28 protein-coding genes are annotated in these 25,848 nt (G+C 55.3%); 20 read left to right on the forward strand and 8 right to left on the reverse strand.

The features are described 5' to 3' along the window. Positions 1-41: 41 nt before the first annotated feature. The 5 genes from NE584_RS01840 to NE584_RS01860 all read left to right on the forward strand — a co-directional run bounded on the left by NE584_RS01840 (position 42) and on the right by NE584_RS01860 (position 5,143). Positions 42-1,613, forward strand: a complete 1,572-nt coding sequence (locus NE584_RS01840; protein WP_055179541.1) for a S1 RNA-binding domain-containing protein — start codon at positions 42-44, stop codon at positions 1,611-1,613. 107 nt (positions 1,614-1,720) lie between these two features. Next, positions 1,721-3,037, forward strand: a complete 1,317-nt coding sequence (locus tag NE584_RS01845; RefSeq protein ID WP_050624223.1) for an ATP-binding protein — start codon at positions 1,721-1,723, stop codon at positions 3,035-3,037. A gap of 84 nt (positions 3,038-3,121) precedes the next feature. Beyond that, complete coding sequence (locus NE584_RS01850; RefSeq protein WP_055179542.1) at positions 3,122-3,676, forward strand: hypothetical protein; 555 nt, start codon at positions 3,122-3,124, stop codon at positions 3,674-3,676. Positions 3,677-4,116: 440 nt separating this feature from the next. Beyond that, a complete protein-coding gene (locus NE584_RS01855; RefSeq protein WP_070103819.1) occupies positions 4,117-4,581 on the forward strand; it encodes a zinc-finger-containing protein in 465 nt (154 codons plus the stop codon). A 1-nt stretch (position 4,582) separates the two neighbouring features. After that, complete coding sequence (locus NE584_RS01860) at positions 4,583-5,143, forward strand: sigma-70 family RNA polymerase sigma factor (protein WP_055179544.1); 561 nt, start codon at positions 4,583-4,585, stop codon at positions 5,141-5,143. Between the two features lie 381 nt (positions 5,144-5,524). On the opposite strand, the gene NE584_RS01865 is transcribed toward NE584_RS01860, so the two are convergent. Next, positions 5,525-6,646 (reverse strand): YecA family protein, encoded by a 1,122-nt coding sequence (locus NE584_RS01865; RefSeq protein WP_055179545.1) that lies wholly within the window; start codon positions 6,644-6,646, stop codon positions 5,525-5,527. A 635-nt stretch (positions 6,647-7,281) separates the two neighbouring features. On the opposite strand from NE584_RS01865, the gene NE584_RS01870 reads away from it, so the two are divergent. The 4 genes from NE584_RS01870 to NE584_RS01885 all read left to right on the forward strand — a co-directional run bounded on the left by NE584_RS01870 (position 7,282) and on the right by NE584_RS01885 (position 11,024). Continuing rightward, the gene (locus tag NE584_RS01870; protein WP_050624228.1) at positions 7,282-7,536 is read left to right on the forward strand and encodes a heavy-metal-associated domain-containing protein; all 255 of its coding nucleotides are present in this window, start codon (positions 7,282-7,284) and stop codon (positions 7,534-7,536) included. A gap of 293 nt (positions 7,537-7,829) precedes the next feature. Then, positions 7,830-8,444 (forward strand): helix-turn-helix transcriptional regulator, encoded by a 615-nt coding sequence (locus NE584_RS01875; protein ID WP_256181581.1) that lies wholly within the window; start codon positions 7,830-7,832, stop codon positions 8,442-8,444. 170 nt (positions 8,445-8,614) lie between these two features. After that, complete coding sequence (locus NE584_RS01880; protein ID WP_050624230.1) at positions 8,615-8,875, forward strand: DUF6110 family protein; 261 nt, start codon at positions 8,615-8,617, stop codon at positions 8,873-8,875. A 61-nt stretch (positions 8,876-8,936) separates the two neighbouring features. Then, positions 8,937-11,024 (forward strand): heavy metal translocating P-type ATPase, encoded by a 2,088-nt coding sequence (locus tag NE584_RS01885; RefSeq protein ID WP_256181584.1) that lies wholly within the window; start codon positions 8,937-8,939, stop codon positions 11,022-11,024. 109 nt (positions 11,025-11,133) lie between these two features. Here the strand turns inward: NE584_RS01885 and NE584_RS01890 are convergent, their stop codons facing one another. From NE584_RS01890 to NE584_RS01915, 6 genes are all read right to left on the reverse strand, one after another. Then, positions 11,134-11,469: a cupin domain-containing protein gene (locus NE584_RS01890; RefSeq protein ID WP_009259411.1), complete on the reverse strand. Its 336-nt coding sequence runs from the start codon at positions 11,467-11,469 to the stop codon at positions 11,134-11,136. 11 nt (positions 11,470-11,480) lie between these two features. Beyond that, positions 11,481-11,816 (reverse strand): cupin domain-containing protein, encoded by a 336-nt coding sequence (locus NE584_RS01895; protein WP_009259410.1) that lies wholly within the window; start codon positions 11,814-11,816, stop codon positions 11,481-11,483. Between the two features lie 82 nt (positions 11,817-11,898). After that, on the reverse strand, positions 11,899-12,585 hold the full coding sequence (locus NE584_RS01900) for an ABC transporter ATP-binding protein (protein WP_154023927.1): 687 nt from the start codon (positions 12,583-12,585) through the stop codon (positions 11,899-11,901). Further along, positions 12,579-13,328: an ABC transporter permease gene (locus NE584_RS01905; RefSeq protein ID WP_256181595.1), complete on the reverse strand. Its 750-nt coding sequence runs from the start codon at positions 13,326-13,328 to the stop codon at positions 12,579-12,581. Before NE584_RS01905 ends, NE584_RS01900 begins: the two co-directional genes overlap by 7 nt. Further along, positions 13,318-14,343 carry an ABC transporter substrate-binding protein gene (locus NE584_RS01910; RefSeq protein WP_009259407.1) on the reverse strand — a complete coding sequence of 342 codons (1,026 nt, stop codon included), beginning with the start codon at positions 14,341-14,343 and terminating at the stop codon, positions 13,318-13,320. Before NE584_RS01910 ends, NE584_RS01905 begins: the two co-directional genes overlap by 11 nt. A 110-nt stretch (positions 14,344-14,453) precedes the next feature. Further along, entirely contained in the window at positions 14,454-15,131 is a 678-nt protein-coding gene (locus tag NE584_RS01915; protein WP_055179552.1) for a Crp/Fnr family transcriptional regulator, read from the reverse strand. A gap of 125 nt (positions 15,132-15,256) precedes the next feature. Between NE584_RS01915 and NE584_RS01920 the strand changes: the two genes are divergently transcribed. The 11 genes from NE584_RS01920 (at position 15,257) to NE584_RS01970 (ending at position 24,588) form a co-directional block, all read left to right on the forward strand. Further along, on the forward strand, positions 15,257-19,123 hold the full coding sequence (locus NE584_RS01920; protein ID WP_055179553.1) for an acyl-CoA dehydratase activase: 3,867 nt from the start codon (positions 15,257-15,259) through the stop codon (positions 19,121-19,123). A 554-nt stretch (positions 19,124-19,677) separates the two neighbouring features. Continuing rightward, positions 19,678-20,223, forward strand: coding sequence for a hypothetical protein (locus tag NE584_RS01925; RefSeq protein ID WP_256181599.1), 546 nt, complete (start codon positions 19,678-19,680; stop codon positions 20,221-20,223). A gap of 9 nt (positions 20,224-20,232) precedes the next feature. After that, entirely contained in the window at positions 20,233-20,856 is a 624-nt protein-coding gene (locus NE584_RS01930) for a hypothetical protein (RefSeq protein WP_256181601.1), read from the forward strand. A 110-nt stretch (positions 20,857-20,966) separates the two neighbouring features. Beyond that, on the forward strand, positions 20,967-21,389 hold the full coding sequence (locus NE584_RS01935; RefSeq protein ID WP_055179555.1) for a hypothetical protein: 423 nt from the start codon (positions 20,967-20,969) through the stop codon (positions 21,387-21,389). A gap of 66 nt (positions 21,390-21,455) precedes the next feature. Next, positions 21,456-21,980, forward strand: a complete 525-nt coding sequence (locus NE584_RS01940; RefSeq protein WP_055179556.1) for a hypothetical protein — start codon at positions 21,456-21,458, stop codon at positions 21,978-21,980. Between the two features lie 78 nt (positions 21,981-22,058). Continuing rightward, a complete protein-coding gene (locus NE584_RS01945; protein WP_055179557.1) occupies positions 22,059-22,598 on the forward strand; it encodes a hypothetical protein in 540 nt (179 codons plus the stop codon). 131 nt (positions 22,599-22,729) lie between these two features. Further along, positions 22,730-22,957, forward strand: a complete 228-nt coding sequence (locus tag NE584_RS01950; protein WP_110441073.1) for a hypothetical protein — start codon at positions 22,730-22,732, stop codon at positions 22,955-22,957. Further along, positions 22,954-23,472 carry a hypothetical protein gene (locus tag NE584_RS01955; RefSeq protein ID WP_050624243.1) on the forward strand — a complete coding sequence of 173 codons (519 nt, stop codon included), beginning with the start codon at positions 22,954-22,956 and terminating at the stop codon, positions 23,470-23,472. Before NE584_RS01950 ends, NE584_RS01955 begins: the two co-directional genes overlap by 4 nt. Before the next feature lie 31 nt (positions 23,473-23,503). Then, entirely contained in the window at positions 23,504-24,169 is a 666-nt protein-coding gene (locus NE584_RS01960) for a hypothetical protein (RefSeq protein WP_055179558.1), read from the forward strand. Positions 24,170-24,220: 51 nt separating this feature from the next. Then, the gene (locus tag NE584_RS01965; RefSeq protein WP_050624245.1) at positions 24,221-24,412 is read left to right on the forward strand and encodes a hypothetical protein; all 192 of its coding nucleotides are present in this window, start codon (positions 24,221-24,223) and stop codon (positions 24,410-24,412) included. After that, positions 24,412-24,588, forward strand: coding sequence for a hypothetical protein (locus NE584_RS01970; RefSeq protein WP_154669733.1), 177 nt, complete (start codon positions 24,412-24,414; stop codon positions 24,586-24,588). The genes NE584_RS01965 and NE584_RS01970 overlap by 1 nt, the downstream gene beginning before the upstream one ends. A gap of 142 nt (positions 24,589-24,730) precedes the next feature. On the opposite strand, the gene NE584_RS01975 is transcribed toward NE584_RS01970, so the two are convergent. Further along, positions 24,731-25,582, reverse strand: a complete 852-nt coding sequence (locus NE584_RS01975; protein WP_055179559.1) for an arginase family protein — start codon at positions 25,580-25,582, stop codon at positions 24,731-24,733. Positions 25,583-25,848: the final 266 nt, after the last annotated feature.

Below are 25,848 nucleotides of genomic sequence, written 5' to 3' on the forward strand. Positions count from 1 at the left end.
TAATTAAAGCACGATGAAAAAACAAAGGAGGACTCAATACCATGGCAAAAACCAAGAAAGAGATTCAGGAACAGAACTCTGAAGAAAAGCAGGATGGCATTACTGCCGGCCTGACCGATTCGGAATTGTACCCAGATGGGAGCCCGCCTGCGGGCATGATCGATCTGGAACTGGCAAGTGCGACTACATTGGACCCGGATGCCTCCCAGACTGACGAGAATTTGGGCGAAGCTGCGGATGGCCAGGCACCGCATCCCCAGACTGAGAATGATGGGGATGCATCCCAAGATGAATCGCTTCAGCCTGGTGCTGAACCTGGTGAAGGCGACTCTGGTTCCCAGACTGAAACAGAATCCAGTTTGGAACCTGATGACGTTCCCCAGACTGAGTATAATTTTCAGGATGAGCTGCCTCAGCCTGGCGGGCAACCAGGTACCGAACCTGGCGAAGGTGCCTCCGATTCCCAGACCGAGTCTGATTCGGGAGGAGATTGCGATGAGCGGCTTCAGCCTGGTGAAAATGACGATACGCCCCAGACTGACTCGGAATCAGTTCAGGATGCGGAGGCCGGCGCGCCGCCCGCAAGGCGCCGCAGGAGCACCCGCAAGAAGGTATCTGAGGCGGAACCAAAATCCGATGCTTCTGACGCTGAGGCCTCCGATGAGGAGGAAACCAATACAGGGCAGTCCCAAAAACTCCGGATGCCTGGCCGGCGCCGCCAGAGGGTCGTCTCCATTGACGCCGAGCGTACCGTGCAGACAGATACAGACCGGCTGCGCAGCGATCTGCTGGATCTGGTGGAATCCCTTAAAAGTAAGAAGATACTCACCGGCACAATCCAGGGTGTGGAGCGGCTGGCAGACAACCCGGAGATGTCCTATGCGGTCATCTACCATGGTGACTTCAAAGTGATCATTCCGGTGTTGGAGGCTATTGAGGAGCCGGAGGATTATCGCGGGCAGCCTCGGGGTGATGTACTCCACTATCTGCTCAATAAGAGACTGGGTGCGGAGGTGGACTACATTGTCAAGGGCGTCGACCAGGAAAACAATGTAGTGGCTGCCAGCCGTCTGGAGGCTATGGCACTCAAGCGGCGGGAGTATTATTTCCGTACCGACCGGGACGGCAACTATCAGATCTATGAAGGAATCCGTGCAGAGGCCCGGGTTATCTCCGTTATCCGGGCCGGCATCTTTATTGACCTGTTCGGCGCGGAGTGCTACATCCCGCTGCGGGAACTTTCCTATCAGCGGTGGGTGGATGCCGCACAGCACTATCAGCCTGGCCAGCGCGTGCTGGTCAAGGTCCTAGAGGTGGACCGCAGCGACCGCAGCCACCCTCGGGTGTCCGCATCGGTAAAGCAGGCGATGGAAAACCCCTACGAAAAGGCCTTGAAGAAATATGTGGTGGGCAACCGCTACGTGGGCACCGTCAGCATGGTGGACCTCAACGGCGTGTTCGTATCCCTGGACGGAGGCGTCGACTGCCTATGTACCTATCCCAAGCGCGGCCGGCCGCCACGGGGCGCCAGGGCGACTGTGCGCATCCTCGGTATCAACCACGAGAACAACCGGATCTGGGGTGTGATCACACATATGTCTACAACTCGATAATGCTTTTGATGTGACAAAAAAAATAAAAATCGAAATTTGTCACATTGATATTATCAACTTTACAATTTAGAAGGGATGTGATAAGATGATGACTGGGAGGTGAGTTCATGGAACTCAGGAACCGTACTCGGTATTTAAAGCAATTGATTTCGTTCCAGGACACAGACCTCATAAAAGTGGTCACCGGTATTCGGCGTTGTGGGAAGTCCAGCCTGCTGGAACTGATGGAAGAGCACCTTAGGGAAAACGGTGTGGCAGCGGAGCAGATCGTCTCTATGAATTTTGAGTCTATGCAGTACGCCGATATGGATAGCAAGGCTCTCTACCAAGCGGTAATGGAGCGGAAACTGGCGGGGAAGAGGCTTTACCTCTTTTTTGATGAGGTTCAAAAGGTCCCCCAGTGGCAGAATGCGGTCAACTCCTTTCGGATCGACCTAGACTGCGACATCTATGTAACCGGCTCCAATGCTTTTTTGCTCTCATCCGAGTTGTCCACCTACCTGTCCGGCCGATATGTGGAAGTGAAGATGCTGCCCCTCTCCTTTGCGGAATTCCTTGATTTTCAAGGGTACACAGTGGAGTCATATCAATCTCCCGCAGGCGGCCAACGGAAGCGGGCCATTGACAAACAGGGACAAATGATGGATTTGCGGGAACTGTTTCAGGCATACATCCGCTTCGGCGGGATGCCAGCCATTTCGGAAACCGGGCTTGATCAAAAAAAGGTCCATATGCTGCTGGATGGCATTTACTCTGCTGTGGTAGTGCGGGACATCCTGGAGCGCGGCCGCCGGAAGGAACAGCGGGCCATTACAGACGCACTGCTTTTGCGGAAGATCATCCTCTTTCTGTCCGACAACATTGGGAACAACACCTCGATCCGCTCCATCGGCAACACGCTTGTGACGGAGGGCCTCCTGGAGGAGGGGAACCGTAAGAGCAAGCCAGCCGTGCAGACCATCTCGGCCTATATAGACGCCCTGCTGGAGTCCTATATCTTCTATGAGGTCAAGCGGTTTGACATCAAGGGAAAGGATTATCTGCGGACACTGGGCAAGTATTATATCGTGGATACTGGCCTTCGCAATTACCTGCTGGGTGACCGGGGCGGTGACACCGGCCATCTGCTGGAGAATATCATATATTTGGAACTGTTCCGGCGTGGATACGATGTGGCGATTGGGAAACTGGACGATAAGGAGATCGATTTTATCGCAACCAGCAACGGCCCCAAAAGATATATCCAAGTGACCGAAACCATGAGTGATTCTGAAACACGGAAACGGGAACTGGCGCCTCTGATGGCGGTACAGGACAACTACGAGAAAGTCGTCATTACGATGGATCAGCCGCTGGATACCGACATCAACGGGATTAAGATCGTGAATGCGCTGGATTTCCTGCTGGATGGTGAAACACAGTAGAATTTGGATAGCACTTGGAATCAGGGTGAACGCATGAGGTGCGTTCACCCTGATTCATTTTCTGCGAAGAGGAGATGAACTAAGATGAATAGAACGAGAAAGAAAACGGGACGGGCCTGCCTGTCTCTGTTGGTGATTGTAATGTTGATGTCAGTGTTGTGTCCAGCGGCTTTGGCCGATACCGATGGCACAGAACCACAACTGACACAGCAGCCAGATCAACTGATTCTGCAGCTTGGAACGCGCTGGGCGGGTGTAGAGTTTGAACTACGCACTGACGCCGGAGTATTCCCGGCCCCCATTGTTGTAGACAGCAGCGGAGTACTGACCATGGATTTGGGCGGCAGCAAGACCTATACCCTCAGCTGCCTCAATTCCACGGTACCTATCCCAGATCCGCTCACGGGGCAAGGCCAGGCTGTACAGGAGCCGGCTGAGCCGTCACAAGACGCCGCTGCGGATGTGGCGCAGCAGGAAGAACCTGATGCAAACTCAGGCGGCATCCCAGTCGGCACGCTGATCCTGTTCCTGACCGGCTTGGCCCTCGCTGGGGCGGGTCTGGCCGCGCTCTACATTGCCAAACGGCGCCAGCAGTCGGTTTGTGATAACTGGGAGGATGGGGACGATGACGAATACTGAGCCCTGAAATTGTCCCAGACTGAGATGGATACTCCCAGACTGAAATGAGTGGGATTTTTGCGAAAATCACTGTGTTTTTTGTGATTTTTATTGACTTTTTGGATGGATTCTGCTATAATTCCAATATAGCAAGATACTGCGTAGAGGCTTTCGATACGCCGGGGCGCCATGGCGTCAGACCTGCTGAAATGGTGCGGGGAATCGTTACGGAGCCGCTGTCCCGCGGCCCCACAACGCGCAGGTCTTGTCTGAAAAGAATGTGGCCGGAAGGCCGCTGAAATACAGTGCAGAGTCAATGGCTGGATGCGACACCACTATTCCAGCGCTTGGCTCTGCATTGTCTTTTTTCAGCGGTCTTCCGGTCTTTTTCGTTTTTCCCGGTTCCGCTCAGGCTGATGCGAGTCTGTCATATGTCATTACTTCGAGAGGAGGATTTTAGCATGAAGAGAAAATCAAACCGCAGCAAGGATAGTGTACTGCCGGGTAGTGGGCGCCTACATTGCCACTGCGGCAGCCCTGCGGTTCTGCGCAGCGCGGAGGGTTTATGCAGGGTACACCAGGAGGGAGCGATGGCCTATGTCTGTTCCAGATATCCGGATTGTGATTCCTTTGTGATGGCACATGCAAAGACATTGAAGCCGATGGGCAGTTTGGCGGGACCGGAACTGAGGCGGCTACGCTATAACGCGCATAAGGAATTCAACCGTCTGTACCAGTCAGGGATCATGAGTAAGCGTGATGCTTATCAGTGGCTGGGCATGATTGTGCAGGCACCGATGGCTCACGCCCATATTGGGCATCTGGGAGAGTATTACTGTCAGGTGGTCATCCGGGAGAGCAGGAAACTGTATCAGGAACGGATGGGAGAGAAGGAGCGGTTAGGAAAGGTATCTGGAGGTGAATGAAATGTTGAAGCCGTTGACGAATGAACAGCAAATCAAGGTGGAGGAGAATATGGGCTTGGTGGGGAAGGTGATCCAGGACTGTGTGCATACATTGGGCACGGGCTGCATCTATGACTATGACGACCTGTTCCAGATTGGATGCATTGGCCTATGTAAAGCCGCCCAGACGGACCAGCCAGGGTATAACGTGGCCTTTTCGACCTATGCCTACCGCCTGATCCGCAATGAGATCTATACACAGTTGGAGTACGCAACACGCCGGGGCAGGGAAGTGGCCACCGATCCAGATGAGATGCCGTGTTCGGTACTGGACGATGAGACCACAGAACAGCGGGAGGCAAGCCTCAGTCTCCTTCACTTTTTGGATCGAGCCGAGGCAGACGCCACCGGAGTGGCTGCAAAAGGGATGCAGGCCATCCGGCTGCTCGCTGAAGGATACAGCAACCGTGAGATTGGAGAACTGTTTGGCGTACCGGCCAACTATGTTACAGCGTGGGTTGCTAAGGCGAGGAAGGTCCTAAAACGGCAGAGAGACTATGAGTATTCGGGGGCGCTTTCCTGATTTGCACCAAAGGGATGGCACGCTGTTTTAGACTCTGTTCCGGTAGACAATGGCTGAAGCATGTCCTGCTTTCGGCTGTCTATGCATCAGTTGATGAACGTGCTGCGAGCATGAAAAAACGGGCCCGCGGGAGCAATGCTTCCGCGGGCCCGTTTTTGCTTGTCTGGTACGAATGATTGAGTTTATCTGTCTAGCCAGCTGGGGCGTCTGAATTGCCTTCTTCCGCGGGCAGCCACAGGGAACTGTATGGAATTAGAGCCCGGCTACTCTTTGCAAAGACGATGCGCTCTTTCTTTGACAACGAGGGCCAGCATACCTGCAGGATCATATAGTCTATGATGACATCTGCTGCGGGGATTCCTCGTTTCATGCTGCAATAGACTATCTGCCGCAGCACTTTTTATATTTCTTTCCACTCCCACAGGGGCAGAGATCGTTACGCCCGACCTTTACTGTTTTGGATGGCAGTTTATTGAGGCGTGGCTGCTCGTACAACTCAAAAATTTCGTTCGGAGTTCTCCCGTTGTTTGACCAGAGCCGTGTGCTGTTCGCCATTTCCGACAGAATATCCAGAACGATTTGCAGGTCTTTCCGGGAAATAAATATCTTGCAGTCACGGAGAATATTCAGATACTCAACAGGGCGTACCTCCAGAAGCATGGCGAAGTGGAGTTCCGACATGACCGCATTCACATCCTCGTGGCTCAATCCCATATCACGTCGGAGGTATTGCTCCATCAGCAGTGTGGCGGCGGTTTCCTCATAGTAGTCGATATCTGCATACTTGAGGAACTCGGGCTTCGGGGGAATGTATCGCGGCTTGCTTCCAATCCTGGTCAAAAGGTCCGCAACATCACGGAATTCATTTTCCTCGAAGCCGTGATGGACTAAGTATTCCTCCCATAGCACATAACCGCACATTGAGGCGATGTGCCGGAGCAGGGTGGGGAAAAGTTCCGCCTCCGCGAGTTTCTTACTGTTCTGGCTGTTGAAAATGGTGATCAGGTCATCCTGGCGGATCACGCCATACAGATTAACCGCCGCCATGGCGTAGGAATGGATCAGGTTGTCGCGTTTCTTGCGTGCCAGGAAACTGGCGGTAGCCAATTCCTGGTAGATTGCACGCACATCCTTCGGTACAACGTAAAATTGACGATTCTCATGCTGAAAGGCCTGAAGATATCCTAGGAAGGGTAGAATGCCTTCCATCCCCTGTGCAGCCGTTTTTAGTGGGTAGGCATCGGCTGCCGCGCATTTTTGAAAAAGTATCCACTCTGGTTCTTCTAAGCCGTACAGGACCGCTTCTAACCGCTCGGGCCGCAGTAAGTCGTTGCGGATTACGCCGATCAATTCATTTTTTCGCAATTTAGAGGTACCATTTAAATGGAGATTTGCCGCGAGGCGGCGCAATTGGGGGATAGTTTTCCTCGCCAGACAGTTCTGCAGATCCGTGAATGGTGCGGCCGCCTCCATAACATCATGGCTGAGTCCTTTCTGTGCCAAGTCAATTCCCCCTTTTCAAGCATCATATCATGTTTTTGAGGTCACGGCAACTGCAAACCGGGCTGTGAAGATCGGATAAAGTTGCACTTTTGGTGGCAAATGATAGATCCCACTGTCAAGAGTTTTCCACGACGCATTGATCTAGTTGGATTTTCTTTTTGAATGTCAGATGATATACCCGACCATTCAGAAGACCATAGAAGCAGAATGAGTGAACCCACATATAGGCCCGCCAAGGCTATGAGGGGTTATTTGATAAAGAGAATTAGATTTCTCTTAATTGGTGATCGCCACCAAGTGGATTGCACGGAAGCCCCAAGCATCTGTGCCCTCAACCTCTTTTCGGAGCCGTGGGAGCGGTATCATGTGAAAAGAGAATATCCATCGACTGTGACAGGCGGACTCCTTGACAAAAATATCGTACCGTATGGATATTTTCTACGTGACACAATACTCTTTTTTTCAAGGGACTTGCAGGGCATTAAAATTTGTGGTATTATTAGTTAGTAAATGCTAACTATTGAATGCCAGGGGTAGGAGTGCAGATAAGCAAAAGTATCTGGCAAACTGCGGTTCTGGTATTTTATTTGTACTGAATAGTTAGCAAAAACTAACAAGATGAGAGGGAAACTGTAATGCTCCAATACACCATCGCAGTGGAAGGAATGGCCTGTTCCATGTGCGAAGCTCATGTCAACGACGCAGTCCGCAAGGCATTTCCCATTAAAAAGGTCACTTCGTCCCACAGCAAAGGGCAGACGCAGATCCTGTGTGAGAACAGATTAGATGAGGACGCCCTGCGCAGTGCGATCTCCGCCACAGGCTATCAGGTCCTTTCCATCCAGTCGGCCCCCTATGAGAAGAAGGGCCTCTTCTCCTTCCGAAAGTAAGCGCCATGCTGGATGCACTTTTATCCTGGGACGGCTGGACCGTCACCCAGTTGCCCGCGGAGCAGGCGGCTATCTTCCGACTGGAGGGAGCACCCCCCTCGGAAGAGTTCCCGTTTATCCAGGAGTCGGAGGCTCTGGAGATCCTATTTTGCCGCAAAGGCGGGCTTATTTTGGAATGGGCCGGCCACCGGCGTCTTAGCCTTAGCGCCGATCAGGTATTGTTTCTCCCAGTCCGTACAGAAGCGTATCGGGGCCAGTTTGCTTCGGAGTCATTCTATGGTGCCCTTATTCGGATGGAAGCGAAAGCCGCGTGGTCGGCCCTGCGTGCTATGCACTCCGACTTGGGAGAGTCCATCTCCCGTGCCTGGAATGATCCTTGTATGCTGAAGGCAGCACTCTGGAGCGAAGCTCTGTTTTCTGCCCTGGACTATATGCAGCCGGGACATATCGGAGATTACTATGTCATCAAGGCGCTGGAGGTTTTGTTCCTGCTCCATGCACAGCGAGAGGGGCTGGCCTTACCTCCGCAGTGTGATTACCATACACATAGTCAGATTGAAACCATACGCGAGATTCAGAAATACTTGGTGGGGCACCTGGATGAGCGACTGACGATTCAGATACTGTCCCAACAGTTTCGAATCTCCGGCACAGCGTTGAAGTCCTGTTTCCGTCAGGTGTATGGAGTCCCGATTCACCAGTATCTCCTGGAACAGCGCATGGCCCAGGCCGCGGAACTCCTCGCTACTACGACCCAGAGCGTGCTCCAGATCTCTACAGCAGTAGGATATTCCAGCGTCAGCCAGTTCGGCATCGCGTTCAAGCAGCGCTACCATATGCCTCCCTCCCAATTTCGACGGAATGCAAATAAAAATCCATTTGCAACGGTTTTCGTCCGAAACGGATAGAAAAGTCTAAGATTCGTATGTTATTATGTGTGCTCAAATAAGGTGCCATGTCTGGCGAGGGAGGGACTATCCAATGAAACACCACCGTTTCTGGGCTTGGGGCGCTGTCGTCTGCATGGTCATGGCCATCATTACCGGATACCGGCACCGCTGAATGCGAGGTGAGCAATATGAATATCTATAAGGGAGTAGGTCTGTTCGCCAGCGGCGTGCTGTTCGGCTCTGCTGGCTTCAAGCTGCTGTCCAGCAAGGACGCGAAGAAAGCCTATACACACGCCACTGCCGCGGCTCTGCGGGTAAAGGAGTCCGTGATGGAGACGGTCACCTCTGTCCAGGAAAATGCCGCTGATATCTTGGCCTCCGCCAAGGAAATCAATGAGCAGCGTGCGAAGGCGGAGGAGGCTGCCAGCGTAGAGTGTTCTGAAGCGTAATGCGTAAGAAACGAGGGAGGGGCCGCCGGGAGGCGGTCCCTCTCGTTCTATGGAGGCAATCATGAAATTTCAAATTAAACACGAATGCCGCGGACGAATCCGCGTTCAGGCCATGCAGCAGCGCATGACGCTGGAACAGGCCGACATGCTGGAGGCATGGCTGCTGACTCTGCCGCAGGTGGAGCGGGCGTCTGTCCATGAGCGGACCCGCTGCGCGGTGATTGAGTATCAGGGAGATCGGCAGGATTTACTAAGGGCCCTCGCCGGTTTTTCTTATCAGAATCATGCGCTGGCGGAATTGGTCCCGCTCCACAGCAGCCGGGCGCTCAATCGTGCCTATGAGGAAAAGCTGGTGGGTATGGTCGCGTTTAAGGCAGTCCGCTCCCTGTTTTTTCCGGCACCGCTGCGGACAGCCTACGCTGTTGTGAAAGCTGTTCCATACCTGTTCCGAGCACTCCGGTGTCTGTTGCGAAGACAGCTCCATGTAGAATTGCTGGACGGGATTTCTATCTGCTTGTCCATGGCGCGGCGGGACTTCGACACAGCCAGTTCTGTGATGTTCCTGCTACGGCTTGGCGAGTTGCTGGAGGAGTGGACCCACAAAAAGTCTGTGGAAAACCTAGCTCGGAGTATGTCTCTGAACATCGACCGGGTCTGGATGAAAACCGAAAAAGGAGAGGAACTGCTCCCGCTCCATCAGGTGCAGGCCGGGGATCAGGTAGTTGTCCGCATGGGCGGCATGATCCCACTAGACGGCACCATCGTGGAGGGCGAGGTCATGGTCAATCAGGCGTCCCTCACCGGAGAATCCATTCCTGTCCCCAAACGGCCCGGGAGTAGCGTCTATGCCGGCACGGTGGTGGAGGAGGGCGAATGCGTCCTCACGGTCACCCAGCAGTCCGGCGAGGGCCGCTATGACAAGATCGTAGCCATGATCGAGGAGTCGGAGCAGCTCAAGTCCGCGGCGGAGAATCACGCGGCACATCTGGCCGACCAGTTGGTGCCTTACACGCTGGCAGGGAGCGCACTGGTCTATCTGCTCACCCGCAATGTCACCCGTGCTCTGTCTGTGCTGATGGTGGACTTCTCCTGCGCTTTGAAACTGTCCATGCCTCTGGCGGTTCTCTCCGCCATGAGCGAGGCCAGCCGCTTCCATGTGACCGTGAAGGGCGGAAAGTACCTGGAGGCCGTGGCCCAGGCGGACACCATCGTCTTTGACAAGACTGGCACCTTGACCCATGCCAGCCCCGTGGTGGCCCAGGTGATCCCCTTTGGTGGGAACAAGGAGCCGGAAATGCTCCGTCTGGCCGCGTGCCTGGAGGAACACTTCCCGCACTCCATGGCCAACGCCGTGGTCCAGGCCGCCCGGGAGCGGGGGCTTGCCCACGAGGAGATGCACTCCCAGGTGGAGTACCTGGTGGCCCACGGCATCGCCAGCACGGTAGACGGCAGGCGGGTCATCATTGGCAGTGCCCACTTCGTCTTTGAGGATGAGGGCTGCACTGTCCCGCCGGGAGAGCAGGACGCCTTCGACGCCCTGCCTAAGCAGTACAGCCACCTGTATCTGGCGGTCGGCGGCGTACTGGCCGCAGTTATCTGTATCTCTGACCCCTTGCGCGTCGAGGCGGTGGATGCGGTAGCTGCCCTCCATGACCTGGGGGTGGGCAAGATCGTCATGCTCACTGGCGACAGTGAGCGCACTGCGGCAGCCATCGCCGCCCAGGTGGGAGTGGACGAGTACCGGGCTGAGGTGCTGCCGGAGGACAAGGCCCGTTTTGTGCAGGCCGAGCGCGCACAGGGCCGCACGGTGGTCATGATCGGCGATGGAATCAACGACTCCCCGGCTCTGTCCGCTGCCAATGTGGGCATCGCAATCAGCGATGGTGCCGCCATCGCCCGGGAGATCGCGGACATCACCATCGCGGCAAACGACCTGTTCGAGCTGGTGCAGCTGCGGCGGCTGTCCATGGCCCTGATGAACCGCATCCAGTCCAATTACCGCTTTGTCATCGGCTTCAACGGTGGTCTCATCGCCTTGGGTGCCTTGGGCGTCCTGGCACCGGCCACCTCCGCCACGCTCCATAACCTGTCCACTCTGGGCATCAGCCTGCGCAGCATGACCAGTCTGCTGCCGCCGGCAAAAGCATGAACACAGCCCCGTCTGACCGTATGAACAAGGCCAGACGGGGCTGTGTCTTATGCTGTGATTTGTCGTACCCCTGCCTGGGTTTGTCCACGGAGCGTTGGACGGGAAAGGGTCACTGTTTCGCAACTACCAGGTACATTTTGAATGGGGTTACGGCCTGGACCGCATGGGGGATGCCGGCCGGCATGATGACAGCCTCCCCGGCGTTCAGCGTGTGCGGGACACCGTCAATGGTGATCTGAGCGGTGCCCTCCAGGATGGTGGCCATGGCGTCCCCGGGGGCGGCGTGGGTACTGATGGCCTCGCCCGCATCAAAGGCGAACAGCGTCATCCCCACACCAGGCCGCTGGGCCAGGGTCAGGCTGACGACTTTACCGGGCTCGTACCCGACCTGATCCTTCAGGGGAAAGGGCCGTGCATGGGGCAGGTTTTTGATCAACGGTTCCATACAGATCCTCCTCAGTTTGATTGGATGGTAATTTGCAGCAGTTTGAAGGGGCCGCTCCCGCCAATGGCGTGGGTGGTCTGCGCCGGGACAGCCAGACAATCCCCTGCGCCCAGGCGGACCTCGTGCCCCTCCAGGCGCAGAGGCATATCACCCTCCAGCACATAATAGACCGTGTCGCCGAAGTAGCGCTCCTCACTGATGCTCTCTCCGTCCCCAAAAGCCAGCAGCGTCATTTGGCAGTGCTCGCTGCGGGAAAGGGCCATGCTCACCACGCGCCCCGGCTGGATGGAGATGAGTTCCCTCAGAGCCGCCGGCTGCTGAACCGGCAGATTGCGGAGAATGTCCATTTCCGAGCCTCCTTCCGTGTTCTAAAAGTTAATATATCACATTTCCTTGTGGGACGCCATTGCCGTGGCAACCAGACCGGTTCTAACCGGTGATCCGCCGGATGATCTCTTGGCGCAGCCGGGCCAGTTCGGGGGCGGAGGCGTCCCGCCCCTCCGGGCCGGGGAGGTCAAACCACTGGCAGATTGTCGTGGGGCGCGGAGTGAGCACGGCGATGCGGGTCGCCACAGTGAGGGCTTCGTCGATCTCATGTGTGACAAAAAGCACCCCGGGCCGCTCCCGCTGCCAGATAGACAGCAGCATGGACAGCATCTCCATGCGGATTCCGTAGTCCAGCCCCTGAAATGGCTCGTCCATCAGGAAAATCTCACCGCCGAAGTGGAATGCCCGGGCCAGGGCACACCGGCGGGCCATGCCGCCGGAGAGCTGGCTGGGATAATAGCGTTCAAACCCCTCCAGCCCCACAGCGGCGATGAGGGAGCGCACTTCCCCGGCGGGCGCGTCCTCCCGCACCAGCCGGATGTTTTCCTCCACCGTGCGCCAGGGAAGCAGCCGGGCGCTCTGAAACATATAACTCAGCCTGCCGTCCACACCCTCCACCGTACCGGCGTCCGGCGCCGTCAGGCCGGAAATGATGTTCAGCAGCGTGGTTTTCCCGCAGCCGGAGGGGCCGATCAAGGCGACGATCTCGCCCCGGGACAAGGTGAGGGACAGGTTTGAGAGTACGGGCAGATCCTCAAAGCGCTTGCAGATCCCGCTCAGTCTCAGCATGGGCCTCCCCCTCTCCTGGACAGAAGCAGGCACACCAGCTTCTGCGTAATAAAGCACCCTGCCACCAGCAGGAATGCCCACGCGATGATCGCATCGGGCTGGATATTCAGCCGCGCGGTGGTGATGGCGCCGCCGATCCCGCTGTTCGTGGTGAGGACCTCCCCCATCACCGCCAGTTTCCAACCGCCGCCCACGACGATCTCTAACGCGGAGAGGAAATAGGGGCGGATAGAGGGCAGCGTCACATGAAGCAGGACTTTCCGGCGGGAAAAGCGGTAGAGCCTCGCCATCTCCAGAAGTTCCGGGTCTACGCCCCGCACGCCGTGGCTCAGGTTGATCACCACCGTCGGAATGGTGGATGCGGCCACGATGAATACACAGGGCCAGCCGTTAAACCCAAACCATACCAGAGCCAGCACAACCCAGCATACCGGCGGCACAGACTGGAGCACATGGATGAATGGCGCCCCCACATCCTCCAGTTTGGGGCACAGGCCGAACAGCAGACCCAGAATGGAACCCACCGCAATCCCGATCCCAAGGCCGAGCGTCAGGCGCAGCAGGGTGGTACCGACGGTGGGCCAGAAGTCCGGCTCCCGGATCAGCCACGCCAGCGTGCCCGCGACCTGTGGAACGGGAGGGAGCACCAGAGGGGAGAAACAGAGCGAGGCCAGCTGCCAGACACCCAGCAGCAGGCCCACGCCCAGGGCGCGGCGGAGCCAGAGGGCCGCCTTACCCCGCATAGTATAACCCGTCGTTGGGGAGTTTTCCGCCGATCATCGAGGGGTCAAAGTCGTTGAGCAGGTTATAGAATGTATCCAGTTCTCCCCAGGCGTCCTGGGCGCTTTTGAAGGTCAGGCCCATATTGGGGATCGCGGCCTCCACCACGGCGGCCTTCATGCCCAGGTGCTCCTCGGCCAGAGCGGCGGCCTCGGCGGGGTGATCCAGCACCCACTGGACACTCTCGGCGTAGGCGGCCTGGAACTGCTCTGTCAGCTCCGGGTTTTCGTCAATGAAGCCCTGGGTGGTGCCGAAGCCGGCGTTGGGGATCATGGTGTCGGTGCCGGTGACCCGCTGCCACTCCTCTTCAAAGCTGAGCGCCCGGCGTACTTCGCTGTTCTGGCTCATCGCAGATGTGACCTGCGGCTCGATCAGGGTGGCGTATTCCGCCTCGCCGGAGGCCAGCAGGGCGGCTACCTCTGCGGTGCTGGCGTAGACGATCTCCACATCCTCGCCCACCGTCAGCCCGGCTTCATTCAGGAAATACTGGGTCAGAGCGTCCGGAGGAGAGGACTGGAGGGGGATATAGACGGTCTTGCCGGCCAGATCGGCCCAGGTTTCAAACGCAGGATCCGTGGTCATGAAATACGTGACGCCCCAGGTATTCACATTCATCAGGCGCACATCCAGGCCCTTGTTGTAGAGTGTGGAAACCACAGTGAGCGGGAAGGCGTACAGGTCGTGCTCCCCGCCCTGAACCATGGCCAGCAGCTCCTCGGGGGAGTTCCACACATTCAGGTCGATGGTCACATTCTCTCCCAGCAGTCCGGCCTCCATCATGTGCAGGACGGGAAGCGCCGGGGGCGCGGTAGGCACACCCACTGAGATGGTCACCGGCTCGGCGGCCTGCGTGGAACTGGCCGGCGGGGATGTGGGGGATGCGGCGGGATTTTCGGCCGGATTATTTCCGTTGGAGCAGCCAGCCAGGGCAAACAGCAGCATCGCAGATGCTACCAGGGATGCAAGAGCGCGTTTCATGTGCGACTCTCCTTTCAAGAATTTTGGTTAGCAACAGCTAACCTATTGCAGCGATATGATAGCACCCGCAAAAAAGCCTGTCCGTTGCCATGGCAACGGACAGGCAAAATTTATACGCTGAGAAAACTCTGATCCAGAATACGCACCTGTTGGCCCTGAAAGGCGAGAATCCCCTCTTTCTGCATACGCCCCAGTTCCCGGGAGAGGGCGCTGCGGTCTACACACAGATAGTCGGCCAGTTCGCCCCGCCCCATGTCCAGATGGAGTTCGCCGCCGGGCTTGGCGGGGAGCATCTGGAGATAGAGCTTGATCCGGTTTCGGAGCCGGTTCTGGGCCAAGATCCGCATTTTCTGATTGAGAAAAAGGGCGCCCCGCCCCATTTCACGGAGCAGGTTGGCGGTGACCTGGGCTTTGTGCGGACAGGCGCATTCCTGCTGAAGAAGCAGCGGGTCAAAATCCAGATAGAGCACCTGCACATCAGTCAGCGCGTCGATCTGGATGGGACTGTCCTCCGCCATGGAGCACACCAGAGTCTCCCCAAATACCTGCCCCCGCCCCAGCCGTTCGATGGTGACCAAATTGCCGTCCTCACTATACAGGGAGATCCGCAGCGTCCCATCCATCACAACGCCGGGCCGCTTCTGGCACTCGCCGATCTGGAGGAGGATGGCATCCTTACGAAACGATTTGGTTTCTCCCCGAAGGCAGGCCAGTACATTTTGATATTTCTCTTCCGGGATGCCGTCAAACAGGCGGCACTGACGCATCACCGTAGTAATCGGGTCCATGAGATACCTCCATGTTGCCGTGGCAATCGACAACTGCGCTGTAAACTGCTATGGTTAGTAAATGCTAACCGCATTATAGCGCTTTGTCTGGCAAATGTCAACGAGCGCGGAATGGGAGGATGACGATGAACGGAATCGGATTGGATTGTGGAAACGCCACATTGAAACTCGTCCTGCTTTCTCCAGAGGGAACGTTCCTTTGGGAAAAAACGGCTTCCCACTATGGAGCGGTGGTTCAGAGCGCCCGCCGTCTGCTGGGGGAGCTTTTAGCCGCGGACCCGGGGGCCTGCGGCTGCCCGGTGGTCATCACCGGAAACGCGGGCGACCGGCTGAAAGCGGGGTGCAATGCCCTGGCCGTGCTGGGGGAGATCCCAGCCATCCACCTCGGCGTTCGGCTGTTGGCCCCGGAAGCCCGCTCCGCCATTGAGATCGGCAGCCAGAGCGCCCGCTTCCTCACCGGCTTGGATCAGAACACCCCGCCCCGGTTTGCGGTAAATGAACACTGCGCCGGAGGTACCGGCTCCTTTTTTGAGGATCAGATGTCCCGGCTGGGACTAAAACTGGAGGACTACTCCCGCCTGGTGGGGCAGGCCCGCTCCATCCCCAGGCTCTCCGGCCGCTGCGCGGTCTTCGCCAAAACGGACATCATCCACCGGCAGCAGGAGGGGGTGCCCACACCGGACATCCTCCTGGGCCTTTGCTACGCCATGGTGCGCAACTACAAGGCGGTGATCGTCCGGGGGCTTCCCGTGGAAAAGCCTGTGGCCCTGTGCGGCGGCATCGGGCATAATCAGGGTGTGATCCAGGCTGTGCGGGAGGTCTTCGGATTGTCAGAAGCAGAGCTGATCTTGCCGGAGAAATTCCCTTACGCCGGCGCCGTTGGAGCCGCGGAGGCAGCCATGGAGACCGCCACCTGCTCTATGGGGGAACTGCTGGCCAGTTTATGCGGCGGGGCGCTGGAAGGTGGGAACCAGATGTGCCGTCAGCCGGCGCTGCGTGTGCTTCCCGGTACACTTCCGTCTGTCCCCGCGGCCACCGGTACCATCCCGCCGGATGGGTGCGTCCTGGGGATTGATGTGGGCTCCACCAGCACGGATCTGGTGCTCACCGGCCGGGACGGCACGCTGATCGACTACCAGTATCTCCGCACAGCCGGGGACCCGGAGGGGGCGGTGCGCCGGGGCCTGGACGCCATCCATGAACGCTTTGGGCCGGTGTCCTTCCTGGCAGTGGGCGTCACTGGCTCCGGCCGGGAGCGCATCGGCCGTCTTATCGGGGCGGACGCCGTGCGGGATGAGATCACCGCCCAGGCCCGGGCGGCTGTCCATTGGTCGCCGGATGTAGATACGGTCTTTGAGATTGGAGGGCAGGACTCCAAGTATATCTCCCTACGGGGCGGACAGGTGGCCGACTTTCAGATGAACAGGATCTGCGCCGCCGGGACCGGCTCCTTTGTAGAAGAGCAGGCAGCGCGCATGGGCATCCCATTGGCGGAGTTCGGTCCCCTGGCCCTCAGCGCGCCCAGCGCGGTGGAGCTGGGAGAGCGGTGTACGGTATTTATCGAGACAGCCATCCAGTCTGCGCTCTCTCGTGGCGCCTCCCAGGCGGAGGTGGCGGCCGGCCTGTGTCGGTCCATTGTCCGCAACTACCTCCACAAGGTCGTTGGGGCCAAGCCCGTCGGGAGCCGCGTGGTGCTTCAGGGCGGCGTCGCCTACAATCCCGGGATTGTGGCTGCGTTTCAGCAGGAGTTGGGGGAGCGGCTCACGGTTTCGCCCTGTTTCCCCATCAGCGGCGCCTATGGAGCGGCCCTGCTGGCGCTGGAGTCGGTCCGCGGCCCGTCCTGCTTCCACGGATTTGACACAGCGACCGGGGCGGAACACGCCGCCGGCCCAGGGGTGGCGGAGAACATCGCCTTCTACCAGCGGGCGGGGGCGCTGCTGCTGGAGGGGTATGACCCCATCCGGGTCCCAGGGAAAAAGACGGTGGGTGTCCCCTATGCGCTGGTGATCCACAAATTCTTCCCCATGGCAAATGCGTTTTTCCGGAACTTGGGATTCAATGTCCTGCTCTCCCCGCCCACGAATGAGGAGATCATCCGGCTGGCCCAGCAGACTGCCCAGGCGGAAACCTGTTACCCGGCGAAGCTACTCCACGGCCACATGGCATGGCTGGCGGAACAGGGCGTGGACTATATCTTCATGCCCTCTGTTCACACCATGAGGCACGAGTCCTCCCATGTGGAGCACAATTATGGCTGCGTCTATATGCAGACTGCGCCCCGGCTGGCGGCCAATGCCCTGGATCTGGAGCGGCGGGGGATCGCCCTGCTCAACCCGGTGTTTGACCTGGACTTCGGGCAGGAGGCCATGGCCTCCGCCATGCTGGGCGTTGGGAAGCAGCTGGGAATACCAAAGCCGCGCTGCCTGCCCGCCCTGCTGTCCGGGGCCAAGGCGGTGCGGCGGCATACCGCGGCAGTGGAGAAGCAGGGGCGGGAACTGCTGGCATCCCTCAGGCCGGACGACAAGGTGCTGGTGCTCATTACCCGGAACTATGGCCTTTCCGACCCGGTGCTCAACATGGGAATTCCACGGCTGCTGCTGGAGCGCGGGCATAAGGTCATCACCCTGTCCCACCTGCCCGCCCACGACCTGGATCTGTCGGAGGACTACCCCAATCTGTACTGGCCCTTTGGCCAGCACATCCTGTCCGGGGCCAAGCTCGTGGCCCACCATCCAAACCTGTATGCCGTCTACCTGACCAATCACGGCTGCGGCCCGGACACCATGCTCTCCTATCTGTTTCGGAAGGAGATGGGGGACAAGCCCTATCTGCAGATCGAAGTGGACGAGCATTTCTCTCCCGTGGGCGTGATCACACGGATCGAGGCGTTCCTCCAGAGCCTGGAGGGCCGCCCTGCCCAGCCGCTTCCGGCGGGCTTTTCCCTCGCCGCGGTAGTGCGCCGCCCTACTGCGGTGGCTGCCGTGCCGGAGAGAACCGGAGGGCCGCTGCTCGTGCCTGACCTTCCGCCGTTTACCGCTTATCTCCGCGCATATTGTGAGGCGGCCTGGAAAACAGAGACGCGCACCCTGCGGCTCGACAGTACCACCCTGCCGCTGGGGAGGGCGGAAACCAGCTCCAAGGAGTATCTGCCGTTCCCGGCCCTGCTGGGCGGCATCCTGACGGCGGCGGAAGTGGAGAGCGGCCCGTTTCAGGTGCTTCTCCCCTCCACCCAGGGCGCGGAGGCAGACGGGCAATACCCATGGGGCGTGGAGTCGGTACTGGAACGCCGGGGGCTTTGCCGTGTGAAGGTCATCGCGCCGGAGCTGGAGACGATTCCGGAGCGCTGCCCGGAGCCGGATCTGCTGGTCCGGGCGATCCTCGCCGGCGATTTCCTGCTATGCGCTCCGCCGGAACAGCGGGACGCACTGGCTCCGGCGGGTGTGCCGAGTTGGGCGGAGCTGGAAGCCCTCGCGGCGCACATCGGCGCCATTCCGGCGGAGGGACGGCCGCTGGGGATCGTGGGCGAGCCGTTCACCCTCTTCAACCTTCATGACGGCGTCCCCGATACGCTGGAACAGGAGGGCTGGCGGCTGCTCCGGGCGCCGCTGAGCGAATATCTGTGGCTTCTCTGGCGGGATGCGGGAAGCCAGACTTGCCGGGAGTGGGCGGGCCGCATAGAAGCACTCGGCCGTCTGCTGGGCCCCCGCAGCAGTTTTTCCCCTGAACTGGAGTCTCTGCGCTCCTCCGCAGACCGCCTTCTGCCCGGATTTGCCGGAGCCAATGGCCGGTACCGGCTGGTCAAGGGGCTGGAGCTGGGCGGACGGTGCGCCGGGGTGCTGACCATGGCACCCAGGTATGAAAATACCGCCACGATCCTGGAGATGACCGGTGTGCTGGACAGTGTACCGCACTTCCATCTGGCCATGGATTACGACTGGGATGAGAACGCATGGTCCAGGCTCAATTCTTTCCTCTACTATCTGAGCAAATAGAAAAACCATAACAGAGGTGTCTTGCAGCGACTCTCGGACCAGTCGATATTTAACCTCTCTAAAATCCCATCTATTCGATCAAAGCAACAATACTATAGTGTAAAGAGGGGAGCAACCAATTTCTTAATAGAATTGATGAAGTGAACCATTCCTTGGATTTTCTCTTGCAATGCATCGGGAAAATATATATAATAAACTCACATAGTATCTGCTGCTTACCAAACATGTGGTAGCATAGTTTCAGTGTTGCACAGCGTCCGAAGGCCAGAGAGCCCTTGGACGCTGTTTCTTTTTATAAAGATCAAAAACATAATAACCGGGCCACAGAGCACATGGATCGATTCAAGCCGTATCCATGTGCTTTTTATATATCTTTTCTATCCTAAACAGAAATGAGGTGCGAACAATATGTAATTCAGAACCACAATGGCAGCACTGGATGGCAACCACATGCCTGATTTCTTGGCACTGGAATTTGAGCACCTGCTATGAGCCCCTCTGGGTTACAGCAGATCATACCATTGTTCCAGCGTCCATTGAAGACGGGAGGAACCGTGCAAATTGAACGCAAAACGATGAAGATCAAAAGGGAGGATATTGATAATATGAGTCACATTTCTGTCATCGCAGCCATCGCATTACCTGAGAACCTTGAAGAGGCCGCTAGGTCTATCCCGGATGAGGTGATCAAGCAAGGAATGGTTATGGAACACTGCCTCTACTATTCGCAAGTACAGAACCAACATCTCGACCTAGAAAATATTGTTATCACGGATCAACATCGCTATGAGGGCTTGGCCGAGGCCCTATCCGATCAGATCATGGCCCCATATAGTATGATTCCGAACGAACAAACTCCGAAAGAGTTTGAGGATGAAACGGAGGCGGCCATACGCGAATATGAGACGAAAAGGGATGACTTTGTGCGGCTGTTGAATGGCCGGATTGTGCCTATATACGATTATGGATTCTCTAAAGACTATGTCGTGAAAGACGGGCTAATCTGCAAACGGAGGTTTGGCCCGCTGCAGCGGGAAAAGCGAACGAAAAAGGCCAAGAAGATGCAGTTGCTTCTCGACTGTCCTTTCAAGAAAGTCTAGCCCGCATTCGTGGACTATGTCCTGCAATACGTCGGAAACGAATTCCTTAATTGGCGGAGCGGTTACTTTTACAATCCACAGGGCTACTGGAATTCATTTGTGGTCGGAGGGCGATATCGAAATCAATTCCTGGTCCCCGTCGATTGCCCATTTGCGGTCACAGGCTCTTATGGTGTTTTTGAGTATCAGCACGATGAGCAGACCTACACACCAGAAGGATATCGTTGGGTAGCCGGAGCAAAAAAGAGGAATATCGCCTGGGATGCTCTAAAAAAGTACCGTGAGAAAGTGCCAGTTGAGCAGTTTCATCAATATGGGGCATGGTGCGCGCAGGGAGGAGGCCCAGCGGAATGCCGGCTTGTACAAATGGATGAGGGCCCAATCAAAAAGTGGGGCAGGGGATGCTTCCAAGGGTGCGAAACGCTGGAGCAGTTCGGCTCTGATATGCATTACCTGTGCCAAATGGAGCCCCATGCCTGCGTAGATGAAAATGGTTGGATCAACTACAGCGATGATTGGTCCGACAGTGACACCGAAGTTTCAGATGAGGAAAACTGGCGCAAGAAAGTTGATCGCTTCATTGATGCGCTCCCGGACGATACGCTGTTGTTATCGCTGGACTGCCATGCTTGATACGCCAAATATGGCAGGGCCTGCTGTATAGCGGAAGCAATATCGCACGCTCAACTTGCTACCTGAAAAGATGGAAACAAACAATCAAATTCAATAGGAGTTGACAAAATATGTATCAGTTTCACTTATCCATTGGGGACTGGAGCGGTGATGGTCATGGCCGATCCGAAGATTTCACCGTAGCGTCTAATGCGCCTGTGGAAACAGTGCGCGAAGCACATTATAAGATCCCAGAAGTTACAGAGGTTGATATTGAAAGCATCTGCTCGGAATACGGAGAAGATGAAATTGACGCAGAAACAGTCCAAGTTCTAAAAGATATGGGGTTCCAGTTTGAAAACAGTTCCGGGATGGGAGAAGGCATTGTCAATGTGCCAGAGATGGCCCGACTGTGGATTTTTCTTTTGCAGAAGGCCGATCCATCATTGAAACTGGAAATAAAAGATGATGACATTCCCAATTTGCAATTTTGCGGTGCTGATGATAAGGGCCGACACATCGGTAAAGTGGGGTATGGACTCTTTTCCCGATAAGAATCTTGCGACTATCAATGTCCGGAAACTCTTGCGGCCAGAAAACAGATATAAGGGAGAACGGTTATGGAAATTATTACTTCTTTCACCGCATTGAATTTGGAGCCTGGCAATTTGCCAAAAGAGGCTTCGCAGCTCAGACAGGGGGACTTCCAATCTGTCCTCAAGGCGCTTCAGGATGCTTACTGCAATACGGCTTCTGATCCTGATGCATATTTGTACGAGACGGTTGCGCCAGAAAACATTATTTTTGGATTGTATGAACCAGAGAAAGTTTTGGAGCGTTTGGATGCATGGAACCGCGAAATCAGAGTCGAATTTTTGCGGGCGATCAAAAACATGTGTCCCGGTATAGGAGCGGGACATCTTCCGCCAGAAGATGAACTGCCGATGGATACCGACATGACATACCAACTTGTGTGCGCAACTCGTGAACTGGATGACATGTGGTATGATTTTGCCGACCATGCGGTATATGTGGAGAATGAGTTTGGGTACCCATTTTTCAGGACAATAGTGGATGAGCATACCGCGGCATGTATCAAGGCAAATCCAGAGGCATATCTGATTGCGCGGGTTACGCCGAAGTGATTCCCTCTTGCAAAACAGTGTTATCGGATAGCTGATACAGAAACATGGAGCAGACAACAAGGAAAGGATGGATTCGTTTTGGAGTTCTTACATTATAAAGCGGGAGATTTCCGTTCCGAGTGGAGGACAGGCCAGGAGTATGTTCAAGCGGATTACTTGGACCCATGGTGGCAGATCGTGGTGGGGTATCCGGGCATAACGGAGCAGGAAATTTCTGATATTACCCGTGGCCCGCTGCGGCTTGGTTTTGTCAGGATAAATGACAGTTTGTTCTTTCTCCTCAAAGCCGGAAACAATCCCTGGTTTGACGCACCTTATGAACCGCGGTTTAAAATGAACCAGTTGGATTACCAGACAAACATCCCGGAGGGGAAAGGTGCGCCCATGCTCATCTGCGCGGTGGATACTGCAAGTGGGGAACTAAAAGAGATGCGGGTAATCTCACTCGGCCACCTACAGTCTGAACATCTGCATCAACACTGTAGAGAACTGGATCAAAAGCGGCCGATGAACCCCTCCACCTACAATATGATAGTGGATCGGATTTATCAGCAATATCCAAGCAGTGACTTGATGGCAAGGCTGATCCGGGCAGAAGACATCATCATGATACCCTAAGAGCGGAGAAGACGAACATCATCGCAGATACATTGCGTGGATCGAGTATAACGCTAAAAAGGCAGAAAGCAGCCACCGCAGGTATTGCAGAACAATCATAGATTTCAATTACAAAGAAAGGTTTTGCTGATATGAAACAAAGTGTTTATTATCAGGGACTCTGCGGCAAGAAATGGGGCATTTGGGATGTGCAGCAGAATCAATGGCAGTTTGATATTTGTGAAGACACGCCCATGTTGGCGACAGCACGCTTGTTCCAAAAAATTGGACCCAACGCCCGCAAAGAACGCCGCTATGAACCCCGTCAATTGCCGGAAAAGAAAGTATCTCAGGTCTCATGTGGAGGAGGGAGTACATGACGCAGCGCGAAAAAGATTTATTTTACGAAGTATTGGAACTTCTACGTAAAGAGGTGCGCACCTCCTCCGATTTCAGGAACAGGGATTGGAAAGATGCTGATGACTACATCTTCAGCGCGCTCCATTTAACGCAAGGGGATATTGCTGAGATTTATTCCGGCCGCAGGGGCTTGGTATACGACAAAAGCGCAATCGAGGGCTTTTATCCTGTCTGTCCATCTTACGCAGAATTACTTCGCTTACATGCGGCATATGCCGTAGGGTCCGTGACACTGGAATGCGAACTTTACAAAAGTGCGTTGAATGACATGCCATGCATTCGCGCTTACTCTATTGATGAGGGCTTGGTGCAACTTGTACTGACATCTGCAGACGCGCCACAGCTGGAGGAATTCTTAGGGGAGCATATTACACTGTTTTACCAGCCGGCAAGGAAGTGGAAGGCTGCCGAGATCAGCATCCTCGGTTCAAAGGCAGATGGATATGTGGTACTATATTCTGCAAAGGAAGAATGATAAATTCACTTAGAAAGAGTGATAAATAACAATGGATTATTATTTTAATTTTAAAGAGAAGGCAGCAAAGTACTCAAATGCGATAGGACTGCTGAAGCAGCATAACATTCCGGAAGCGTGGCCACCAAAGATGGAGGATTCATACTCATGGGAAGATGCATGCCTGGATGAAGGGTCTATGCTGGCTCGGGACGATGTCATACATTTTGCGGGCTATTGCTTTTTATCTAACAACTGGTTGCGGCCTCTCGCGTCTTGGATCGGTACCCGTAAGTGCCTGGAAATTATGGGCGGATCTGGAGCACTTTCCAAGGGGCTGCAAAATTTCGGTGTGGATATCCGCTGTACAGATGATTTTAGTTGGTCGGAACAACATAAATGGTGGTATGAACACCCTTGGACCAGCGTTGAACAGATCGGTGCAGTTGAAGCCATCCAAAAATATGGGAAAGAGGTCGAGTTGGTTCTCTGCAGCTGGCCATACACTGACGACGCCTGCTACCATTCTCTGATGTCAATGCGAGAGATAAACCCCACGGCCATGATGATTTATATCGGAGAGGGGGCCGGTGGCTGTACAGTAGATGAGAAATTCTTCGAAACCGCTATTGTTGTACCAGATAGCGAATTCCAAAACGCGGTCAGGGAATATAGATCTGCATATTGCATCCATGACCGCCTGGTGCTGATCAAATAGTTTTTATGTTAGCCGTCCATCTACAAAGAAATCAGTTTTCTAGGAGGAAATATGGAAGTCCCTGATTTACGGGATATGGTGGAAGATGAAGTGGCGCACAAAGATTTTGAAGCACAGGTGGTAGACAAGGCAATTCGCTATATCAGGGATAGTGAAAGATGGATACAGTTGCTTGACTTGGTAGTTGAAGAAACAATCAATGCCAGTCTAAAGGCAGAATTGCGTAGAAGTTGGAGGCAGTAATGGAAAAAAGAACGATTTGGGTGAAGCCCAGTTGTTTTACTCCAGAAATTGAGATGATTATTCCCATCCCGGAGGACCGCGATGCGGAGGAATACATTGATGAATTCTTGGACACAATTTTATGTGAAGATCTAAAGTATAACGTCGAGTGGGATTTTTCAGACGGAATCTCATAAAGGCTTCAGTTGCTTGTCACACGTCAAGCGATTGTGCTTTTATCTATGTGATTTCTTCGATTTAATGCATACCACAAAAGAAACAGAAACACCCGCAGATTTAAAAAATCTGCGGGTGTTTTTTGTGCTTCGGCATCACGTGTTATTCCCTAAACAGAGGGAGATCCGAAAAAACATTGTGTAATTTCTCTTCGTCAAAGGGGAGATATTCCGCGATGGTCAGGCCCACCACATCAGACTGGCTGGTGATAGTGTGCAGCATATGGGAGAGTTGCTCCATTGTCATCTGGCCTCCACTGCTGCCATCCCCAGTCAGAGACGGATTGGCAAAATAGGTGGAGTGGAACAGCCAGGGATCCAGTACGTCAATGTCCAGGTGGACCAGGATATGGTCGAAACGCCGCAGGAAGGATTGAATCTCCTCATCTGAAATAAAGTCCTCTGTCTGCACCTTATAGGTGACTCCGCTCTCGTTCAGAAAACGCTCCTGATAATCGTGGAGGCCCTGGAGTCCGACATATAAGATCTCATCGGCCCGGAACTTGGGGTGCTTCATCAGCGTGGAGAGTTCTTTGTCACCGTGCCCCATTAGGGACCCCAGCACCATAGCGTGAGCATTGGGGTATCCGTCCGCCGGCGTGGAAACATCCGGATGGGCGTCGATCCAGATGATGCCCACATTGCTGTAGCGCCCGTGCAGATAGTCAAAGGGAGCTTGAGACACGATGCAGTTTCCGCCAATGGTGATAATCTTGTCCGGCTGGGCCGCCTCGATCACCTGTGCCGCCCGGCGGATGCCTTCGGTCACTTCCTCCCGGGCGCGGATACCGTCCTTCACCGTCCTCTCTTTTCCATCGGGCGGTGCGATTTCGACCCGCAATAGAGGCTGATTCTCGTTGGCGGGCAGGATATGGGCCAGCAGGTTGGCACCAAAGTAATAGGTATCCAGACCGCCGCTCAAGTGATCTGGATAGAGCAGGCGAATGGTTTTCATGATTTTCATCTCTCCTTATAGTGTAGGGGTGTAAAAATTTGATTATTGTTCAATTAGATTTATGCGGAAAGAAATGACTGTTAGGACGATGGCCTTTTCTGTGCGGCTCAGATACGCGACTGTGAGATTGGTGGCCAATGGGGCCCAGACTGTACGCAATACACCCATACTAATATAAAGACTTTTCAGATCACAGCAGATATAGGTCCTTTCACTCGTGCTGTAGACACGACTTTCTTTCGACTTACTTTCCAGTACCAGTATAG

This window comes from Clostridium sp. DFI.5.61, assembly GCF_024462915.1.
Classification (GTDB): domain Bacteria; phylum Bacillota; class Clostridia; order Oscillospirales; family Oscillospiraceae; genus Lawsonibacter; species Lawsonibacter asaccharolyticus.

Bases quoted from the DNA above. Each gene is read 5' to 3' on its own strand.
- NE584_RS01895 (WP_009259410.1), bottom strand. From the start codon at position 11,816: ATGGACATTCTCCGCAATCTGCCGGTTCAGCAGCCGGCGGCTCTGAGG.
- NE584_RS01910 (WP_009259407.1), bottom strand. From the start codon at position 14,343: ATGAAACGCGCTCTTGCATCCCTGGTAGCATCTGCGATGCTGCTGTTT.
- NE584_RS01955 (WP_050624243.1), top strand. From the start codon at position 22,954: ATGACGCAGCGCGAAAAAGATTTATTTTACGAAGTATTGGAACTTCTA.
- NE584_RS01845 (WP_050624223.1), top strand. From the start codon at position 1,721: ATGGAACTCAGGAACCGTACTCGGTATTTAAAGCAATTGATTTCGTTC.
- NE584_RS01940 (WP_055179556.1), top strand. From the start codon at position 21,456: ATGGAAATTATTACTTCTTTCACCGCATTGAATTTGGAGCCTGGCAAT.
- NE584_RS01935 (WP_055179555.1), top strand. From the start codon at position 20,967: ATGTATCAGTTTCACTTATCCATTGGGGACTGGAGCGGTGATGGTCAT.
- NE584_RS01970 (WP_154669733.1), top strand. From the start codon at position 24,412: ATGGAAAAAAGAACGATTTGGGTGAAGCCCAGTTGTTTTACTCCAGAA.
- NE584_RS01855 (WP_070103819.1), top strand. From the start codon at position 4,117: ATGAAGAGAAAATCAAACCGCAGCAAGGATAGTGTACTGCCGGGTAGT.
- NE584_RS01975 (WP_055179559.1), bottom strand. From the start codon at position 25,582: ATGAAAACCATTCGCCTGCTCTATCCAGATCACTTGAGCGGCGGTCTG.
- NE584_RS01915 (WP_055179552.1), bottom strand. From the start codon at position 15,131: ATGGACCCGATTACTACGGTGATGCGTCAGTGCCGCCTGTTTGACGGC.
- NE584_RS01860 (WP_055179544.1), top strand. From the start codon at position 4,583: ATGTTGAAGCCGTTGACGAATGAACAGCAAATCAAGGTGGAGGAGAAT.
- NE584_RS01840 (WP_055179541.1), top strand. From the start codon at position 42: ATGGCAAAAACCAAGAAAGAGATTCAGGAACAGAACTCTGAAGAAAAG.
- NE584_RS01960 (WP_055179558.1), top strand. From the start codon at position 23,504: ATGGATTATTATTTTAATTTTAAAGAGAAGGCAGCAAAGTACTCAAAT.
- NE584_RS01965 (WP_050624245.1), top strand. From the start codon at position 24,221: ATGGAAGTCCCTGATTTACGGGATATGGTGGAAGATGAAGTGGCGCAC.
- NE584_RS01870 (WP_050624228.1), top strand. From the start codon at position 7,282: ATGCTCCAATACACCATCGCAGTGGAAGGAATGGCCTGTTCCATGTGC.
- NE584_RS01950 (WP_110441073.1), top strand. From the start codon at position 22,730: ATGAAACAAAGTGTTTATTATCAGGGACTCTGCGGCAAGAAATGGGGC.
- NE584_RS01920 (WP_055179553.1), top strand. From the start codon at position 15,257: ATGAACGGAATCGGATTGGATTGTGGAAACGCCACATTGAAACTCGTC.
- NE584_RS01900 (WP_154023927.1), bottom strand. From the start codon at position 12,585: ATGCTGAGACTGAGCGGGATCTGCAAGCGCTTTGAGGATCTGCCCGTA.
- NE584_RS01890 (WP_009259411.1), bottom strand. From the start codon at position 11,469: ATGGAACCGTTGATCAAAAACCTGCCCCATGCACGGCCCTTTCCCCTG.
- NE584_RS01875 (WP_256181581.1), top strand. From the start codon at position 7,830: ATGGAAGCGAAAGCCGCGTGGTCGGCCCTGCGTGCTATGCACTCCGAC.
- NE584_RS01905 (WP_256181595.1), bottom strand. From the start codon at position 13,328: ATGCGGGGTAAGGCGGCCCTCTGGCTCCGCCGCGCCCTGGGCGTGGGC.
- NE584_RS01850 (WP_055179542.1), top strand. From the start codon at position 3,122: ATGAATAGAACGAGAAAGAAAACGGGACGGGCCTGCCTGTCTCTGTTG.
- NE584_RS01880 (WP_050624230.1), top strand. From the start codon at position 8,615: ATGAATATCTATAAGGGAGTAGGTCTGTTCGCCAGCGGCGTGCTGTTC.
- NE584_RS01885 (WP_256181584.1), top strand. From the start codon at position 8,937: ATGAAATTTCAAATTAAACACGAATGCCGCGGACGAATCCGCGTTCAG.